The organism is Pseudomonas sp. NPDC089408, assembly GCF_044749445.1.
Lineage (GTDB): Bacteria > Pseudomonadota > Gammaproteobacteria > Pseudomonadales > Pseudomonadaceae > Aquipseudomonas.
In genome coordinates this window covers 1-19,589 of sequence record NZ_JBIVHY010000020.1, presented here as the reverse complement: position 1 = coordinate 19,589, position 19,589 = coordinate 1, and the positions used below count along the sequence as shown (strand labels likewise).

Sequence of the window (19,589 nt, the reverse complement as noted above, 5' to 3'; positions counted from 1 at the left end):
AGGCGCCAGAACAAGAAAAGCTATGAACACTATTTCGAAGGGCTTGTGAAAATGAGTCCTTTCTTCAGGTTATCAGCCTCTTGTGCACCTGAAAACATCGCGCCTCCAAAGTTGAACAATGCGCCGACCATTCGGTCAGGGACCGACGAAGTCTTATCGCCTACCCATCCACCGGCTGACTCAAAGAACGCTGTAGTGCTACTGATTTTTCCGGCATCTACGTCCTGCGTGAGTTGTACGTACTGCCCTAGCTTCGCTGTTGAAATATCGGCATATCCGTTGGAAGCCAGGTTTGAGTTCACCATATTGACTGCCTGGCTGAATGGTTTGTTGCTTTCGGCATTTATCAGCTGTTCGGCAAGCGCAGTACGGTTTGGGATCGCCTCCATCGGCGGCTTTTGAGTGCCGGGCATGAGTGATTTTTTGGCGGTAGTAAATGCACTGGAAAGCCAAGTTGAATCGTTCGAGGGTGGAGTCGCAGCAGGGGGAACCTGGCCGGAGCCACCGGGTAGGGGTTTTCCACTTCCCCCCGCAGGATAGCCAATCTTGCCGTTGACTCTTTGCGGCATGCGCATTCCCAGTTTTTTCATTAGGGATGCTCCCATTCTTTGGTTAAGGGTGGGGCGAGCTATACCACCCGGCGCGTACATCCAGCTACGCGAGCGCCCCAGTATTCTACTCATGCTTTTGGACTGTATTGACAGGCGCAGGGTGCGTACGGTGGTCAACGCTTTTGAACCCAATTTTACAAATGTGCGTCCCAGATATCTGGCTCCGCTATGAGCCAAGCCTATTAGGCCAGCAGCCATCGCCGCCCATCCCAGCTTCTTCGCCAGTTCAGGGTTGGTCTGTTGCACCGATACCTGCGCGATGTTCAAACCTGCGTACGCCAGCGTCGATCCATACATCACCGCCTTCGCCACGCCGGCCATCTGCGAGCCCATTGCCGGCGCACTGGCCAGTGCCATCATCACTTGCCCCACAGGTTCCAATATCCGCGACACCTCCGGGTCCGACTGCCGCAATGCCATCCCCGTCGCCGTGACTGCGGCACCCGCTGTGTAGGCGATCATCAGCCCTGCGAGCACCGGCGCACTGAGGGTGCCCGCTGAAGCTATGATCATCAGTGCGCCAAAAATGGTCAGACCCGCGAACAACAGCCATTCCCCCAGGCTGGCAGCCTGAGGCGGCGCGGTTTCCGTGCTGGGCGTCAACGCGGCAATAATGGTATCGAGCCTTTCCAGGCTGGCTGCCTGAGTCTGGCGGTTGAGCATGATGTGGCCACTGGGGTCCGCGAAGTTGACCGGGTCGGCTTTCGGGCAGTAGGCGCGGTCATTCGGGCCGGCTGCACCCAGGGGGCTCCAGTCGTCGGGCTGGCAGAACACTTTGTGCAGGGGGTCGTAGCAGCGGTAGCCGTCGCCCAGATGGAAACCACCCGTTATCCGATCCACCCGCTGGCGGTTGTAACCGACGCCCACCGATTGAGCGTTGAGGTCGGCCAGATCGGTTACGCCCCAGGGCGTGAAGGTGACCGAATGGCGAACCCAGGCGCCATCCTTGAACTGGTATTCATCACCTCCACCGGTCTGCGGGTCGCCGAGCACGAACAGCCATTGACCGTCCAAGGCCACCGCAAGGCCTGCCTGGTCATCCAGCGTCAGGCGCTTGAGCACCTTGCCTGCACCATCCAGCCAAGTTTCCCCACTCAGGCCATTGGCGCCATAATTGAGGATGCGCCGCTGGTTGTTGACGACATCACACTGGGCAATCAGCCGGTCATGTTCGTCGTACTCGTAATAAGTCAGCGGCGTGGTGCCACCCTTGGCAGTCACTGACCGCAGGCGACCGCTGTCGGTGTAGGCCAGGGACTGTTCCTGCTCGTTGGTCGCCAGGTTGCCGTTGGCGTCGTAAGCCAGGGTGACCTTGCGGGTACTGGTCTTGCCGGCAAGGGTCGTAGTGCAGGTCATCGCGGTACGCCGAGTGGGATGCAACGCATCGTCGTAGGCATAGTTGCGTACCCGCGTGTCGTTGTTGCTACGCGTGGTCGAGCATTGGGTCATGCTGCCCAGCTCGTCATATTGGTAAGTCTCTTTCTTGATGGCATGCCCTTCTTCATCCTTGACCTGCTCGCCATCCACTGCGTCCACCGTCCATTGCTGCAATTCATCGCTGGTGCCGGTCACGCTGGTGTAATAGACAAATGTCTCGGTTCTTGCCCGCGTGCCGTCACGGTACAGCGTTTTGGTCAGCAGCTGACTGGCCGGTGACCAGGTTTGCTCGTAGCGCACCTTTTCCTGGCCGTTCAGCGCATAACTGAGTGTGGTTTCGCGGCCGAAGGCATCGTAGTCGTGCAGCACCTGCAAGTGCTGGCCGCTGCGCAGGTCCTGCACCGTCAGGCAGGCCAACTGGCCCAGTGCGGTGTAGGTGTAATGGTACTCGAGGGGGCCGCGGCGCAACCGGCTGCGGTAGCCTTGGGCATTCTCCCAGGCCTGCAGGGGCAGGGCGTTGTTGTTCCATGTGCCGGTCAACACGCCGCGCAGGGAGGCCGAGGCCTCATCGCGCTGCTGTTGCCCGTGCACCGTCCGGTTGAAGCGCCAGGTGCCGAGCAGCAGCGGCTGCAAGGTTTCGCTGGTGACCAAGCTTTGATGATCACCCTGCACCGGGCGTTCGGCCTGCAAGGCCTGTGTGACGGTGTTCAACTTGAAGGTTACCAAAGGTACTCTGCTAGCGGTGCTGTTGCCTTTTTGTGCATACCAGGACCGGCTGCCATCGTCGTTGCGTGCATGGTAAAGGCTGGTGCCGTCTGGTTTCACGTAACCGTCTGGTCGGGTTCGCAGCGTTTGGCTGGTATCGCTGCCTCTTACCAGCGTCGACACGGCGCCCCCATTGAACGTGCGGCTAGCCAGTACCCGTTCCGGCGCGTTCGCCGACTTTTTCACGCTCATGCGGGTCGGGGCGTCGTTCAAGCCTTCATAGGCCCAGGCAATGATCGATTTGTCCGGTTGGGTCAGTTTCTCTGGGCGCCCCAGGCCGTCGTAGCTGATATCCCAGGTTCTGGCTTGCTTGGCATAGCCGGGAATGTCCTCGGTCACCTGGGTGCGCTGGCCTTTCTGGTTGAGGGTCTGGGTGGTTGTGATGGCAGCGCCGGTGGCAGGTTTCTCCAAGCCTTTCCAGGTTTCGTGGGTCAGAGTGACCGCCCCGTCCGGCTGGTTGCGCTGGGTGGTTTGTTGCGTGGTCAGTGCGCCTTGCGAAATCAGCCCCAGGGTGGAGCGGGTAGTCAGCGACACATTCTGCTTTGCATCGGTAACCACCGGGTCATGCCCGTGGGCCTGCCAGAACCAGTCCTTGCTCTGCTCGGGCAGTGCTTTGACATTGTCGATGCGCAGGCCACCCGGCAAGTAGTCGAACATCACCTGGCTGGTCATTTGCCCATCGCTGTCCCAGGCTGTTGTTTCCACCGTGCAGTAGTTGGCGGCACCGTGGTCGGGCCCTGGCACGCGTTGCAGCTCACGGCGCACGAGACGTTGCTGACCATCGTAATAGCACTGCTGGTGACGCCCCTGCGCGTCGCAACTCCTGACCCAGTTGCCCTTGCCGTCTTGCGCGTAGTGGATGGATTGCGAGTGGGTGGCTACTAGCGCAGTCACCACGCCGGTGGTAAAGGCCTCTTCATTGAACGCATAGGTGTCACTGCGCAGGCCTCGGCCCAGGCTATCGTACCGATGGCAGGTGAACGCTATGGCCTTGCCCTCGCTGTCTTGCTGGGTTTCACGCAGCAGGCGGCCGGTGCGCACCGACACGATGTGGCGCTCCAGGATAGCCGTTGCCGTCGAGTACGGCGTGGTGCGCAGCAGTTCGAGGGTGGCGGCTTGTTGGCCGGTGGTCACCACCTCGGTCACGGTCTGGGTGCTGCGTGCGTTGTCGTTCTGGTACCACTGGGTGGCGATGCGTTCGCTGCTGCGAACCGCGCCGGCCTGGTGCTGGTAGTTGGCCTGCACCAGGGAGACGGACAGCGCTGTCGGTTTGGCCAGTTTCACGTCCTTCAAGGCCAGGCTGTCACTGTCGGCAAACGCTTCGAAGCCTTCGAAGGTGAGCACGGTGTTGGGTAACAGGGTGCCGTGCTCGTCGTGCTGGTTCAGGGCGTAGCCGAACAGGGTCAGTACTGGGGCCTGGCAGGTACCGTCGGGCAGCAGCAGGTACTGGTATTGCGCGCACAGTGGCAGCAGGCCTTTACCCGCCGTTGGGCGCTGGGTGCAGGTGAGCTGGGCGGCATCGGCCAGCGCCCTGCCGTTGCTGCCCAGGGTGGCGTTGGTACCGCTGGTGACCTTGGCCAGTGTCAGCCCTGCAACCAGCTTGCTGATATCCAGTGGATGGGCGTCGGCTTCGTAGTACCAGAGCCGTGTGTGCAAGCCATCGTCAGTGATGAACTGTATAGGCTCAAGGCCGCCTGGTCGGTAACGGGTAAGCGTGGTTTCCGTGAACGATGTTTCTGGGCGGGTGGGCGCTGGGCTGGAGCTGGTCTGATCCGTGCTGGTCATGGCTGCTGTTCCTCGGCAGTGGCGGCGACGCGGAGATCTTCGACGGTGATGTGCTGCTCTGTTTGCCGCGGCTGGCGCAGCGGATCGGGCACGGTGTCGTCGGTCTGGTAGACATGGCGCGTGATGCGCTGCTGCTCGCCGGGAACCTTCTCGATCAGGCGCGCAAGCTGCGTGGCACCGTCAGCGCTGTGGGACCACTCCCAGCGGGTGGAGGGGACCTGTGCCAGGTCGCTGCCGACAGGGGCGTGCGCGTAGCGGGTGGCTGCGGTGATTTGCTTTTCACCTTCCCAGGCCCAGGCGTGGTGGGTATTGGGTTGTTGGCCACCGGGGACGAAGGTATGCAGATTGACGCGAGGGAGTGAAATCCAGCCCAAGGTCCAGCTCCAGTAGCGCCTCGGGTCGTAGGTAACCACTTCCCGTGAACCATCGTCCTCGGCAACGCAGCACAATACATTATCGAGCGCTGGCATCGCGGTGTACTGGAAGCGCAGGCGCTGGTCGGGCTTGTCCGTCTGGGGGCCGCTGGATCGAGTCAAACGCCTGAGCAGGCAGTCCTTGATGTCCAGGGTGATGCAGCAGCGCTCATCAGTCTCTGGCCAGAGGGTGAAAACGCTCTTTACGCTACCCTTTAGCACCGGCTCGGCGGAGTGTTCGGCCTTGAGCAGAACGTTGACGCCGTCCTTTATGCTGTTCAGGCGGACATGGCCCTTCACGCCTTGCCAGGCCAGTTGCAGTGCTCGGCTGTCGGCCTTGAGTTGCAGGGGCACCAGGATCAAGGCATTGCGCTCGGCTTCGGCGAGTGCCAGCGCCATTTCGGCTTTGAGTTCGTTCAGCTCTGATTTACTCGCGGTGACTCGTTTAAGTTTTTCCAGATCCTTACCTAATAAGCCGGCGCCCCATGTGGTGCTGATAAAACCCGCGACAATGGAAGACAGTTGTACGCAACGGGTTTTTTCGTACTCATCGACTTTTGAACCTGCCGCACCGCCAATGACTCCGCCCAATAAAAAACCGACAATAGTCCATATCGGCGGTGCATCTTTTGATGGCGTCTTCAGATCTTCCAGTGCGTTATCGATCTTCGCGATAACTTTATTGATCTGGCTTTTAAGATTATCTTTATACGCCCCGCCACTTTCCAGATTGTCATGTGCCTGGGGCAGGCCAAGTACTTCCTCGTGGCCGTTCAGGTATTCGATTGTGAAGGCCGTCAGGTGATAGACCTTTCGTTTACTACCTTCAGCGCTCAGCGCGTGAGTAGTCCCTTGGCCCGCTTTGAGGGTATAGCCAAGGCCTACTATCGGCTCGCCATTAATCAGTTTCTTGATATCCTCAATGCTGAGCTCAGCCACGGTTTCGTTGCCCAGTACCAGGCGCCGCTTTCGATTGTCGTAACTTGAAAAGCCGGTGAGCGCGAAGCCATCGCCAAGGGCGCTTTCGTTGGCACGTAACGGCGAGTAGTTGAACGCCAGTGGGATTGCAGGCGTGTTGCCGGAGAGGCTGGAGAGCGTTGCAACTGGATGATGGAAGTGGAACAGGCCGGTCCGGGGCGAGACACCATGAAGCTGCGAGCCGCTAGAGGCAAAGAGCTCGGACCCTTCGGTATTTGCCATGTCGGCACACAGGGTGTCGGTCGCAGGTGTTTCGATATTTACTTCTTTTTTTGTTGTGCAGCTTTGAACTTTTTTCCAAAGAAAACCAGGCGATACGATACCGATCAAGATGCCTGCGGAAGCACTATCTTCATCTGGTTCGAAAGGGATATCTAAGTCAAGTGCCAGCCCATAGTCATTTCGCTCGCACGAGACTAGCGAAAAGCGTCTATCAATGGTTTGAGCATCAAGCACAATGCAGAGTTGCTCAGGTGATGAAGAGGTGTGGATGTCAATCGTAGCGAAATGGCATTGAGTGCTTACTAGATTTGACAGGGTCTTTTTTATGAGATCTCTGCAGGAGAAGGCCTTGAAAATAGCGGAAACGTGCATGTCAGTTAGCCCACTTCCAAGGTGGAAAAATATATTTACAAAGCTATCGCAAATAATCTGGGCGGCCTTGTCTATTGAAGACTTTTGAGAGATGACGCCGATATCTGGTTTTGACTCAGTATCGCGGTAAAAGATTGCGCTATCCAAAAGTTTCCGTATAGCTCTAACAAAATAATCTTTCTCATATTTGCTTGGTTTGTCGCGCTGTGATATGCATATATTGATTTGCGTGGATTTTTGTTCAATCGCTCCTTCGATCAGCGAGGGGAGGACGATGTAGTCGGGCGTAGTGTGAAGTATTTTTGAGTGTAAATAATAAATGTCGTCTATGGGGGCGAAATCAGGGTTGTACACAGTGTCTATCAGGCGTGAGTTAATACGGGATAAGTAATTTGAAGCGAGCGGGGCGCTCCATAAATGCGATTCGGCTATGTAGGCTGTGCGAAAGGTGGTATTATGTGCCTCAATTAGTCCATTCGTAATAAGTTTATGGACGTGGAAAAATAACGGCTTAGTGTCTTGTTCTTGGGTCGGGATGGGCGTCGGCGTTATTTTATTCAGTGTTATTTGTAGCTGGAGGGCTGTTGATTCACGCACTCTCCAATTGTTCAGAGCGGTCCCGGAAAAATTGCCATCGATGCTGAGTCCAAGCCAGACGACTCCGTTTTGTTTCAAGTGCTCTTCAAGCGTTTTTGCTAGCTTGGCCCGCTTTTCTGCCTGATCTATCGAAGATGCCATCGCCGGCAAGGTAATGGATGAAGCGTGGCAGAGGTATCCCGTGCGCGTGTCACGGCTCTCTATGAGCAACTGAATACTTTCGTCGCCAATACAGGCGTCAAGCACATCATCAATATCCTCGCTGGAACGGCTTGACCAGGCAGGTGACGCCAAGGGTTCGCTCATCCAGATGCGAAGTGGCACCCCTGCGCGCAGGCAACGCCATGTCGAAGCAGGGGCCGTGCCGCCGCCTACCTGTTCCAGTTTGATGTAGGCTGCCAAGGGGCTGCCAGCCAACTGGCTGGCCAACGCTCTGGGCCATTGTTTCTGCGCCTGTGTTGCAACACTTGGGCTGAACGTGAACGGTGATCCCGGCAACGGTGCGCCCGTTACATCATCGTGCACCGCAATCATTACCTTGGTTTCCAAGGCCAGGTCCGCGTTCACGGTGAATGATGCATGCTCAAGCCAATTGACGGATTCAAGTTGAACAGAAAGGTCAGACAGTTGCGGTATCCAGAGCTGGTTACCCTGCAGCGCGGGCGTGATGCTGATGCCATCGTCCTGGCGCTTGCCGGCCCTAAGCATCGCACTGTGCTGGTTAAGAAATTCGCACATCTGTTTGCTCCAGCTCCCGCCGGTGCTGTTCGCGTCGGGCTGGAAAAAATGGGATTCGTACAGGTGCTGGCTGGTCCTGTGGCGTACTTGGATGCAAGCACGCTCTTCCAAAGGCGGCGCTGCATCCGGAAGCGTGAGTGCACAGACCTGGTTAGCCTTGAACGGCAGGTTGCTGAGCAGCTTGCAATGCGAATCAAACGCCCACAAACGGTCGACCTGGCTTTTCTGGATGTTGTTGTAGCCAGTGAAGGTTAGCGAGGTGGGGGCATCAATGTTTTCGGTAAGTTCGGCGTCGTCCGACAGATGCCCCGCCTGGAGCAGCACGGAGCCTTCGACCAGCGTGTCGTCGGCCTGAATCGCCTTGACCAACGCAACCGGCCAGGCCACGCGGGCCTTGGTGGCTTCGGTCGCTTTCAGCGAGACGGTTTTCAGCACGCGCCCGTCGATGGGGTCGATTGCCCAGACGTGAATGCTTTCGTCCAACTGCAGGTCCCGGTCCGCCAGCACATGGCAGGGGCTTGCCCAAACGCAATCACCTGTGCCCAATTCACTGTGCGTGAAGCCGGTCATGCTGGGTAACATGGCCAACAATTCGGGCGCAGTGGCAGGTTCTACGGCAGGTGCGACCGCAAGCGGATGAGTGATACCGGGTAGTTCAAGTACAAAATCAGGTGCGGTTTCATGCATGAATGCCTGGTATCGGGTGGCCTCCATGTCCACGAAGTCAGGTGCTGGGGTGTTTTCGCCGAGGAAAAAGAACACGTATTTCAAAGCTTGGTATGGGGAAAAACCTTTGCTGAGCCTATTTAAAAACCAGGGGTTGGAAAGTCTGGCTTTCAATGCTTTGACGTCATCATCGTCGATGAATTCAGCTCTTGAGGCGTCACGCATTGAAGCCTTGCCGATCTGAAAGAAGCACGAACTTTCATCGAACGCATGTTCGGTCAGGAATGGGTGAGGGAGGGTATGGAGTTTGTCATGGTAGCTGGTCTTCACCAGCCGCCAGCCGCTGTTGAAAAACTCGGATAAATCGTTCGCTACTCTTTGCTTTGCTTCTTCAACACACTCGAAGCTGTCGATGTCGTTCCATTTAATCTCAATGAAGTCTCTATATTCGAGCGTTGGCGTGAACCAAGCGATCCGTTTGTTGGCTCCCCCCCAGTACCAGGTATTACCGTTGACGGTAACGGGGTCGCCTATATTGAGGCACCTGTACACATCTTTTACGCTGTAGGTTTTCTTGGCGCTCATTTCAACCTCTCTGGTTTGAGGGGCCAACAGGGTGCTGGATCACGCTGCTGAGCCGATGCAGGCAACAGGGGTGATTGAGTGTTCATCTGGATGAGAAGGGGGGCAACTGGCAAAAATGTCAGTTGCAGTGCTTCGAAGTTGTCCTTTCGCACGCGCCATCACGGCGCACCCGTTGCCTGCAGTGCGTTCGCAGGGCGGTGAAGATGCTGGTCTACGTGAACCCGCGTGGTGGCGCAGCTAAGTGGGCTGTCGGCTATCGAGTAGGCGGTGGGGCACTTGTTGGCTCAGGGGGAGCCACCCGATCGACCTGGCCAAGGCTGCAGCAAAGCTGGACTGCCTGTCGGGTGGGCTGCTGCTGGGTGGCTGGCGTGTCGACCCTGCGCTGCCAACGCCAGTACACGTGCCGAAGCCGGGCTTTCGCTTGTGGCCATCCGTGTTTGCAAACGCTCGGCCTGTTGCCAGGCCCAGGCATTGACCATGCTGGCCTCGCTCGGGCCCAAGGTGCGCGAGGCATTCCTGCTGTCGCAGATCGATGGCATGCCGTACAAACACATCGCCAGCAAGTTGGGGATCTCCGAAGTCAGCGTACGCCGCTACGTGGCCGGCATAACTGGCTGAAACCGCGGGTGAACTGCAGCCACCTGGCGGCCGACCTGGTCCAGGATGTGTTCGTGTGCGTGATCTCTGCTGCCGACGCGGCGGTTAAACTCGAAGCCGTGCGCGAACCCAAAGGCTACCTGGCGACCATCGCACGGCGGCTGATGACCTGCAGGGCAAATCGGCTCACACGGAGCTGGCCCGCGCGTCAGCATCCGTATCGGCTGCCTGATTGCGCTTGCGCCAGCGGAAAAACAACAGACGCAGCACGGTATTCCAGCAGTAGCTCACCGCCACCCCACCCGCGAGGGCGAGGGCCACTTCGAACAGCGGGTGATGGAAAATAGGGTCTGCCACTGACTGGAACTGGAAATGCGTCAGGTAGATATACAAGGTTGACGAGGCGATCACTGCACCCGCCCGTGCTACCAGCGCTGGCACGGGTACCGAGCGGAACCAGATAAGTGCCAGCATCGCCGGCAAGGCAATGTCGACATAACGCGTGAATGCCTCCCAGCCGATACCGGCGACCGCCATCAGGTCCAGTTCGCCAACCACCAGCACGGCCACTGCACTGGCGACCCATTTGCGCGCGGTGGTATCGGCGTGATGAACGGCCATGCCTAGCACCATCACTGCCAGGAAGTGTTGCGGCACCCGGTGGAGCAGGGGGCTGGCGTCAAACACGAAACGGTTGAGCAGCACATCCAGCGCTACCAGCGTGCAGGTAGCCAGGATCAGCCAGCGGAACGGGTCGGCGCTGACGGCTTGGCGCACGCGCCTGATCGACAGCAGCAGCCCAATGATCATGATCATCTGCACCAGCACTTCGATGTACCAGTAATTGAACAGGCTGACCTCGCTGGCCGGAAACCAGTTGGACACCAGCAGCAGCGATTGCCAGTGCAGCCGGTCGAACACCAGTTGCAGCAGTGCGGTGTACAACAGGGTCGGTACCACGATGGCGGCCAGTGACGGCAGCAGCGTGCGTGCATCACCCCGTGCTTCGATGGCCTTGAGCTGGAAGCGTGCCAGGCTGATGCCAGAAACCAGAAACAGCACCGAGGTTTCGCCGACGATCAGCCAGTGGTCGAACGCGCTCAGGTGGCCGACGACAATCAGGATGATGGCGAGCATACGCATGAACACCGGCATCTCCATGGCCCGCCATGCGCTTTTTGACGGTGCACTCAGTTCGGCCAGCTGATACACCGGCAGGGTTTCCCAGCGTTCCGGCAAGTGGCCGATCAGCTCCACCAGCACCCGTGAGGCTTGTACGAACGACAGCGAATCACCGCCCAGTTCGACAAAGCTCAACCTGGTATCCAGGCGCGGTACCTGGAGGATGCGCGCCCAGGCCGTACTCAGGTTTTCAGCCAGCGGTGACAAGGGTTGGCTTGCGGTGTCGTCAAACGGTGCAGGCAGTGCGCGCTTGTCGATTTTGCCGTTGGGCGTGAGCGGTAGGGCGTCGAGGAACACGAACAGTGCCGGCACCATGTGGTCCGGCAACTGGCCAGCGATTGCCTGGCGCAATTCATTCGCGTGGGTGGCCTGGCGCACGACGCAGTAGGCAATCAGACGGGGCGTTGCGCTGTCGTGGTTGGCCAGGACTACGCACTGCCCGATGTGCGGGTGGCGGCTGATGGTGTTTTCGATTTCTGCCAGTTCGATGCGATGGCCGCGGATCTTCACCTGGCCGTCAGCGCGGCCGAGGAAGCTGGCGCTGCCATCGGCCAGGTAGGTGCCCAGGTCACCTGTACGGTAGCAACGGTCGGTTGCGTTTGCGGTAAACGGGTTGGCGATGAATTTGGCCTCGGTCAGCGCCGGGTCGCCCCAGTAGCCGCGCGACAGGTAAGGGCTGCGGATCAGGATTTCGCCAGTTTCACCCACGCTGACCAGCTGGTTGGCCGGGTTGACCACCAGCAACTGGGCTTCAGCGATGCCTTTGCCCAGCGGCACCGGGGTGTTGCCCGCGCCTGGGTCGAGCCTGTGGAAGGCCATGGCTTGTGGGGTTTCAGTGGTGCCGTAGAAGTTCACGTTAACGGCGTTTGGCGCAATGGCGCGGATTTGCTGGAACAACGCCGGGCTGAGTGCATCGCCGCCCCAGAACAGGTAGCGCAGTTGCTCGAACCGTTGGCCAATCATCTGCGCGCCGGTTTCGATCAGCTTGCCCAGCGGTGGGGTGAGGTGGATTACATTCACGTCATGCTGGTGTATCCAGTTGGCCAGCCGTACCGGATCGGTCAGGGTTGACTGGGCAGGGCAGGCGATGGTCGCACCCAGTGACAGTGGCGTGAATACATCGCGGTACACCGGGTCGTGGCCCAGGCCGGACAGCAACGAGAAGGTGTCGGCCTGGGTGAAACCGTGCTGGTGCACATGCCAGTCGACGAAGTGCACCAGCGGCGCGTGGTGAGTGACAATGCCCTTGGGTTCGCCAGTGCTGCCCGAGGTAAAGGTGATGTAGGCCGGTTGTTCGGGGCTGACGGCGGGCAGTGTCGCAGCGTGCCTAGGGAAGGCCTGCAGTGCCTCGGCGGGGGCCTCCGGCACCGTTACAACCAGGGTCTGCCCGGCTTCGACGGTTGCCTGGCCACAGCGGAGGATTACGGCAGACGCCAAGGTGCTGGCCAATTGCTGGATACGCGGGGCGGGGTAGGCGGCGTCGGCCACGCTGAACGCCCGCCCGGCACGCAGGCAGCCGAGCATGGCGTAGACCAGCGCGGCGCAGCGCTCGGCGACGATCAACACACGATCAGTGCTGCTGCCGGTCTGTTCCAGCAGATGGGCAGCAATACCCTGGCTGATCTGTGCCAGCTGGGTGTAACTGCACGTGGCGTGCGGGGTAATGATTGCACTGGCGTCTGGGCAGCGCTGGGCCTGTTGCAGGAAGGCCTGATGAATCGGCTGCTCGGCACGGTATTCCAGGCACAGCGTCGGGTTCGGGCGCAGGTCTGGCATGATGGGTGAAGGCTCCGCATGAACGTTGGGGCTGGCTGGTAGCACAACGCTAGTGCAGGGAGGGCAATGACGCCAATCGCAGGCGCGGCTTTAGCCGTGAACACCGGCAAAGCCGGTGCCAGGCACCGCGTTGCCTGCTTCGCGGGTAAACCCGCTCCTACATGGGGCCGGTGTTTGGCTGGTTTAGCATTTGGCTGGTTTTTTGTAGGAGCGGCTTTAGCCGCGAACACCGGCGCAGCCGGTGCCAGGCACCGCGTTGCCTACTTCGCGGGTAAACCCGCTCTTACACGGATCCGGCGTTTGGCTGGTTTTTTTGTAGGAGCGGCCTTGTGTCGCGATCGGGCCGCACAGCGGCCCCAGCAATATCAGCAGCATGGCTGAAATCGAGGGGCCGCTGTGCGGCCCGATCGCGACACAAGGCCGCTCCTACAGGTATTGCGCTCTGAAGGCCAACGGTGATCAGGCCACATCCACCAGCACGATCTCGCTGTCTTCAATGGCGGTCACCCGCAGCACTTCTTCCTGCTCGATCGCCACGCCATCACGTGCCTTGGCTCGCAGCCCGTTGACTTCGACCAGGCCCTTGGCCGGAACCAGGTAGCCCCGGCGGGCGGCATCGAAGCGGTACTCGGCGGTTTCGCCCGCCTTCAAAGTGGCGGCTACCAACCGCGCATCGGCGCGGATCTGCAGGCTGTCTTCGTCATCGGCACGGCCACTGGCCAGGGTCACAAAGCCTTCGCCACGCTCACCTTTGGGAAACGGCCGGGTGCCCCACTGCGGTGCTTCACCGGTGCGCTCCGGCACGATCCAGATCTGGAAGATACGGGTATCGACGTCTTCCTGGTTGTACTCGCTGTGCACGATGCCGGTACCGGCGCTCATCACCTGCACGTCACCGGCTTCGGTACGGCCCTTGTTGCCCAGGCTGTCCTGATGGGTAATCGCGCCTTCACGCACATAGGTGATGATTTCCATGTCGCGGTGCGGGTGCGGCGGGAAGCCGCTGCCGGCTGCGATCAGGTCGTCGTTCCAGACCCGCAGGTTGCCCCAGTGCATACGCGCCGGGTCGTAGTACTCGGCAAACGAGAAATGGTGGTGGGCGTCGAGCCAGCCGTGGTTGGCGTGGCCGAGGCTGTCGAACGGTCGCAGTTGCAGCATGGTCGTGCTCCTTGAATCAGTGGAATGAAGCCATGATGCGCTAAAGAAACATCGAAAATAAGCGTAAATATCGGCTTAAAACAATCAATATATCGAATGTTATTTTGGGGCAGGCGTTTACCCGCTTCATCGCCTAATGCACTGATCTGCAAGCATTCGCTGGCGATTTTCTGTCGATGGGGCGAACATGCCGGCTGATTTTGTTTTTCAACGGAGTGACCGTGGCCCACGAGCAACCCCTGGCCCCCGCCGACCTTACCCCGCCCGCCCAATTGCCCTGGTTGCGCCGCTTGGCCGCTCGCCTGTTAGGGCGTGGCCTGACCCGTCTGCAGGCGCAGCACCGTGATTCCTGGTTCCTTGGCCATGCCACGGGCCAGCGCAGTGGCCATGCCGACGGTTTGCGTGACGGCTTCGAACGTGGGCGGGTGGAGGGCTATGAGGCTGGGCGCCAGGTGCTGGTGATCCGCGATACCCGTCCGGACACCGCCGCCGTGCCCGGGCAGGACGACAACCTGTTCGACGACTGGCGCCTGCCGCTGACCGCCGAGTTGAAAAAGCGCTTCAAGGCCGATGTCGCCGCGCGCCTGCCGGCCGAAGCACAGCCCAGCGCCGCACAGTGGAAGCTGATATTCAGCGACACGCCATCGACCTGCGTGGTGGCCGGGGCCGGGGCGGGCAAGTCCACCTCTCTGGTGCTGCGCATCCTGTTGTTGCGCCACTACCTGGGCTACGAGCTGGACGCGATGACCGTGGTTACCTTCACCCGCGAGTCGCGCAAGGACTTCATCAAGCGCCTGCTGCAAGTATTCGCCCTGTGGCAGATCAACCTGCAAGCGCCGCAGGCCCGCGAGCTGGTGCGCACGTTCCATTCGCGCATCCTGCCGCTGGTGCGCAGCCTGCCGGGGTTCGACCAGGTGCGTGCCTTCGAAACGCTGGGCAACGAGATGCCTGCCGGGCGTGAAGCCGAGGCCGACAGCAACCCATTTGACCTGCGCCTCAACGATGCCCAGCGCCAGCAACTGAACCTGTGCTACAGCAGCCTGTTGGGCGAAACCCCGCGCTTTGCCGAGCTGGTTGGCCAGTTGCGCAGCGAAGCCTTGCAACTCAAACCCCTGGACCCGAACAACCCCGACGTGCAGAAGCGCGCCCAGGTGACCCAGCTGGCTGCCCAGCGCGACGAAGAACTGTGCGACGTGATCGAGGACCTGTGGTTCGCCGCCCGCGCCTGGCCGATCAAGGGCATCGAACCGTGCCGCGAAACCGTCGAAATCCGTGGCAGCCGTTTCCATGTGCACGGGCGCCTGGCGGGGAACGGGCCGTTGGTGGTGCTGGGCTTTGACCCTGCGGAAAGCGCGCAGTACCAACGGCCCGGCGCCAAGCTGGCGGTGCGTGGCGAATGGGCGGTCAAGCGCACCTTGTTGCAGGCGTTCTGCGACAGGCCGCTGATCTGGCTCGACAACTACGCCATGGCCCGGCGCCTGGCAGCCTCGCTGGCCGGTGATGCGGTGGCCGGCCCCGGCTTTGAATACAAGGTCAAGGGCGAACTGGCCCCGGCACCGCTGCTGGATGCGTTCGTCGCGGCGGCCAACTTCATCGAGAACCTTGGCCTGGATGTGAACACGGCGGTGGCGGCAATGAGCTTCCCGTCCGGCGACAGCGACGCGCTGTTCTTCGAGGCCCTGGCCCTGTACTGGAAAGCCCTGGAGGCGCACCTGCTGGACCAGTCGCCACCGGTGATGAGCTACAACCGCATGTTCGCCCTGTTCGGCGAGAACAACCCGGAAAACCTGCGCCTGTTGCCTGACCCGCTGTTGCGGCCATTGGCGCACCTGATGATCGACGAGTTCCAGGACGTGTCGCCGCAGATTGTCAGCTGGCTGCGCGCCAGCCTTGCGGAAATCCGCCGGCGTGGCCCGGCCATGCACACCGGTCGCCATGCCCAGCACTCGTCGCTGCTGTGCGTGGGTGATGACTGGCAGTCGATCTATGGTTGGCGCGGCAGCTCGCCGAAGTACTTCATGGAGTTCACCAAAGCCTTCCTGTCGCCGGCCAACACCCGGGTGATGCTGGTCGACAACTACCGTTGCCAACAGCAGGTGATCGACGCTGCCGAGCACCTGGTCAAGGGCACCCCGGCGATTGCCGGCAAGAAAGCCCGGGCCAGTGGCCCGGCAGCCGAGCTGCCGGGCTCGCCGGTCAAGGTCTTCGACCGTGATGAGGCGGCCCTGGGTGAAACGCTGATCGAGCATTACCAGCGCGGCGAGACGGTGATGATGTTGTACCGCAAAGGGGGCGACCGGGCGCTGATGGCCGAGCACCTGCAAAGCGTGCTGCATGCCGAAGCGGCACTGCCGGCCGAGCAGCGCCGCCTGCGCCAGTTGACCTACCACAGTGCCAAGGGCCTGCAGGCCGACGCGGTATTCATGCTCGGTGACTGCCAGTACCTGACCAGCTCGCCGTACAAGAACCAGGTGTACCGCCAGGCCGGGTTGGGCAAGGCCGGTGATGCCCAACCGTTCGATACCGCGCAGAAAGAAGAAGTGCAGCGCCTGGCCTACGTGGCGGTGACCCGTGCGGTGCAGCATTGCTACTGGCATGTTGAGGCCGCCAATGGCGAAGCCGCAGCGGCCCCACGGGCGTCGGGCCAGGTGGATGGCAAGCAGGCCTTTTTCGAGGACCTGCGCGGGCAGTGAGGGTCGGTGACGGTTAAGTCACGGTCGGTGACGGGCCAGTGGGATGCCTGACGTTACGCCAAGGTAACGTGTCGGAGCCCCTTGCGGCCCGGCGCAAGGGTTGCCGCTGGCGACAGCAGGCGAAGGGGCCGGCGGCGTATTTGGCCTGGTGTGGTCGTACCAGGCTGCAAGTCAGGAAGCGTACCCATGCGTTCTGCATCGACACCCAAGGATCATCTGCTAGACCTGAACGGCATTGAAATTGCCGTGCGTTGCTGGGGGCCGGAAGACGGTATCCCGGTGCTGGCCCTGCATGGCTGGCTGGATAATGCCGCCTCGTTCGAGCGCTTGGCACCGATGCTCGATGGCTGCTTCGTGGTGGCCCCCGATCTGGTCGGTCACGGTCGTTCCGACCACCGCCGCCACGACAGTGGCTACTACCTGTGGGAGCACGCCGAGGACATGCTGGCGGTAGCCGAAAGCCTGGGCCTGGGGCAGTTTCATGTACTGGCCCACGGCATGGGCACTGGGGTGGCTTCGCTGCTGGCGGCGATGACCAGCGGCATTGCCAGCATGACCTTCCTCGACGGCATGGGCGCACCGTTCACCGTGGCAGAGGATGACCGCGTGCAGCATCTGGCGCGGGCCTACCGACTCAAGCGCATGGTCCAGCGCAGCCAGCTGCAAGGTTTTGCCGAGCCGGACGTCGGCCGCTTCGACGACCTCGACACCGCCCTGGCGCAGCGCCGCGAACGCCTGGATACCGAACTTTCGGAAGGTGCCGCACGGCTGCTGGCGCTGCGCGACCTGCTGCAGTTGGGGGATGGTTATTGCTGGCGCCACGACCCGCGCCTGGTACTGCCTGAGCCGATGCCGCTGACCGAGCGCGAAGCCTGCGACCTGCTCAGCCAGATTCACTGCCCGCTTTATCTGCTGTTTGGCCGCCAGGGTGCATTTACCGGCGAAGGTTTCACCCGGCGCCAGGCCGCCTTGCCCAGCCAGGCGAAAATTTCCTGGCACCCGGGTGGGCACCACTTCCACCTGGATGCGCCGGACCGGGCGCTGGTCGATCAATTGCTGCGCATCCTCGCGCGGCATGAAGGGGGTGTTCTGCAACGCTTGGTGAACGAGTAGCTGATTCTGGTCACGCCTTGCGCACCTGGGCTATGGTGGCTGTGCAAACCCCCAATCTCTGTGGGCGCGGCTTTAGCCGCGAACACCCAGGGTACGCGAATCCACAGGAGCCCCGACATGCGACCGTTCGCCATCAAGCACATCGACCACCTTGTATTGCGGGTCAGTGACCTGCCGCGCAGCGTTGCCTTTTACACCGAATTACTCGGCTGCTCGGTTAGCCGCGTGCGCGAAGATCTGGGTATGGTTCATTTGGCCACGGGCACGGCAATGATCGACCTGGTCACCCTCGATGGCCCGCTGGGCAAGCCCGGCGGTGCGGCGCCAGGCACCGAGGGGCGCAACCTGCATCATTTTTGCCTGCGCATCGAGCCGTTCGATGAGCCGGCGTTGACCGCCTACCTGCAAGCTGCCGGGGTGAAAGTGGAGCCTGCCGAGAAGCGCTATGGCGCTGAAGGCGAGGGGCTGTCGTTGTACTGCTATGACCCGGATGGCAACCAGGTCGAGTTGAAAGGGCCGATACCGACTGCGGGGGTGGCATGAGCAACCTGCACAGCCGCGAACACTGGGTCGATACCGCACAAGGCAAGCTGTTCGCACAGGAGTGGGTGCCAGCGCAGGCACAAGGGGCGCCCATCGTCCTGTTGCATGACTCGCTGGGCTGTGTAGCTTTATGGCGCGACTTTCCAGCGCAGTTGGCGCACGCCACCGGGCACCGGGTAATTGCCTACGATCGCCTGGGCTTTGGCCGTTCCGGTGCCCACCCGGGTGTATTACGCTTGGGCTTTGTCGAGGACGAGGCGCGGCAGGGCTTTTCGGCGCTGCTTGAGCATTTGGGGGTTGAGGATTTCATCGTCTTTGGCCACAGCGTGGGTGGCGGCATGGCGGTGGCTTGCGCGGCGGCGTTTGGCAGCCAGTGTGTGGCACTGATTACCGAGTCAGCGCAGGCATTTGTCGAAGACCGTACGCTGGAGGGTATTCGAGCGGCCGACCTGCAGTTTGCCGAACCCGGGCAGTTACAGCGGTTGCAGCGCTACCATGGCAGCAAGGCCGAATGGGTACTGCGCGCCTGGGTGAGCAACTGGTTGGCTGAGGATTTTGCCCAGTGGAACCTGGATGCTGTATTGGCACAAGTGCGTTGCCCGCTGTTGAGCCTGCATGGCGATAACGACGAGTTCGGCTCAACGGCGCACCCCGAGCGGTTATTGGCGCATGCCGGTGGGCCAGGGGTGATGCGGTTGTTGCAAGGTTGTGGGCATGTGCCGCATCGGGAGCAGGCAGAGCAGGTGGTGGCGGAAGTCATTCATTTCTTGCGCTGATGGTTCGTGGTCACAGTGCATGTCCGTGCCGTGCCGTGCCGTGCTTTTGCTTTTGCTTCTAAGCGCGCGAGAGTTCAGGCGCCACAGATTGCGACTTCAGGAGGGGACCCCGGAGCGAAGCGTAGGGGCCGGATGATGGGAGCGGGCGCCTTTGGTTACTTTGGGCAAGACCAAAGTAACCCGCCGTAAGGGCGGAAGGGTGACTTGGCGCCACCAGCGCGAATGAATGTCTACTCGGTGTGAATGCCCACCCTCAAAAGCTTAAGCGCCTGTTTTGATAAAGCGATAACTCCATTTGCGATGGCGACGCGTACTCACCTTTTCGCCCTTACGGCGAGTCACTTTTTGCCAAACGCGGCAAAAAGTAACCAAAAAACGCTGCGCTCCCATCATCCGGCCCCTACGCTGCGCTCCGGGGTTCCCTCGCTACGGTCTTGCTCCCGGGAGTACGCGCTGCAGGCCCCATCCATGGGGCCTCAGCGCTTGACGGGCATCCATGCCCGTCACCTCCCTCCGCAAACCCTTCGCTCGGCCTCCTGAAGTCGCGAAGATCAAGATCAAGATCAAGATCAAGATCAAGATCAAGATCAAGATCAAGATCAAGATCAAGATCAAGATCAAGATCAAGATCAAGATCAAGAT

The 19,589-nt window shown here is 60.5% G+C and carries 9 protein-coding genes and 1 pseudogene; 6 read left to right on the top strand and 4 right to left on the bottom strand.

Features of this window, described 5'->3' with window-relative positions:
* Window positions 1-29 precede the first annotated feature (29 nt).
* Entirely contained in the window at window positions 30-4,538 is a 4,509-nt protein-coding gene (locus ACIP02_RS23510; protein ID WP_400621296.1) for an RHS repeat-associated core domain-containing protein, read from the bottom strand.
* Window positions 4,535-9,109, bottom strand: a complete 4,575-nt coding sequence (locus ACIP02_RS23505; protein ID WP_400621293.1) for a hypothetical protein — start codon at window positions 9,107-9,109, stop codon at window positions 4,535-4,537. Before ACIP02_RS23505 ends, ACIP02_RS23510 begins: the two co-directional genes overlap by 4 nt.
* A 477-nt stretch (window positions 9,110-9,586) precedes the next feature.
* Between ACIP02_RS23505 and ACIP02_RS23500 the strand changes: the two genes are divergently transcribed.
* Together ACIP02_RS23500 and ACIP02_RS23495 are read left to right on the top strand one after the other, a co-directional pair.
* The gene (locus ACIP02_RS23500) at window positions 9,587-9,727 is read left to right on the top strand and encodes a sigma factor-like helix-turn-helix DNA-binding protein (RefSeq protein WP_400621291.1); all 141 of its coding nucleotides are present in this window, start codon (window positions 9,587-9,589) and stop codon (window positions 9,725-9,727) included.
* An 8-nt stretch (window positions 9,728-9,735) separates the two neighbouring features.
* Window positions 9,736-9,819, top strand: a pseudogene (locus ACIP02_RS23495) (RNA polymerase subunit sigma); the annotation flags it as partial.
* Window positions 9,820-9,892: 73 nt separating this feature from the next.
* Here ACIP02_RS23495 and ACIP02_RS23490 read toward each other — a convergent pair.
* On the bottom strand, window positions 9,893-12,664 hold the full coding sequence (locus ACIP02_RS23490; RefSeq protein WP_400621288.1) for an amino acid adenylation domain-containing protein: 2,772 nt from the start codon (window positions 12,662-12,664) through the stop codon (window positions 9,893-9,895).
* A gap of 459 nt (window positions 12,665-13,123) precedes the next feature.
* The gene (locus ACIP02_RS23485; protein ID WP_400621285.1) at window positions 13,124-13,822 is read right to left on the bottom strand and encodes a pirin family protein; all 699 of its coding nucleotides are present in this window, start codon (window positions 13,820-13,822) and stop codon (window positions 13,124-13,126) included.
* A gap of 176 nt (window positions 13,823-13,998) precedes the next feature.
* Here ACIP02_RS23485 and ACIP02_RS23480 point away from each other — a divergent pair, with 176 nt between their 5' ends.
* From ACIP02_RS23480 to ACIP02_RS23465, 4 genes are all read left to right on the top strand, one after another.
* Complete coding sequence (locus tag ACIP02_RS23480; RefSeq protein ID WP_400621283.1) at window positions 13,999-16,515, top strand: UvrD-helicase domain-containing protein; 2,517 nt, start codon at window positions 13,999-14,001, stop codon at window positions 16,513-16,515.
* 186 nt (window positions 16,516-16,701) lie between these two features.
* Window positions 16,702-17,628 (top strand): alpha/beta fold hydrolase, encoded by a 927-nt coding sequence (locus ACIP02_RS23475; protein ID WP_400621280.1) that lies wholly within the window; start codon window positions 16,702-16,704, stop codon window positions 17,626-17,628.
* Between the two features lie 117 nt (window positions 17,629-17,745).
* The gene (locus ACIP02_RS23470) at window positions 17,746-18,171 is read left to right on the top strand and encodes a VOC family protein (RefSeq protein WP_400621277.1); all 426 of its coding nucleotides are present in this window, start codon (window positions 17,746-17,748) and stop codon (window positions 18,169-18,171) included.
* Window positions 18,168-18,947, top strand: a complete 780-nt coding sequence (locus ACIP02_RS23465) for an alpha/beta fold hydrolase (RefSeq protein WP_400621274.1) — start codon at window positions 18,168-18,170, stop codon at window positions 18,945-18,947. The genes ACIP02_RS23470 and ACIP02_RS23465 overlap by 4 nt, the downstream gene beginning before the upstream one ends.
* The last annotated feature ends 642 nt before the right edge of the window (window positions 18,948-19,589 follow it).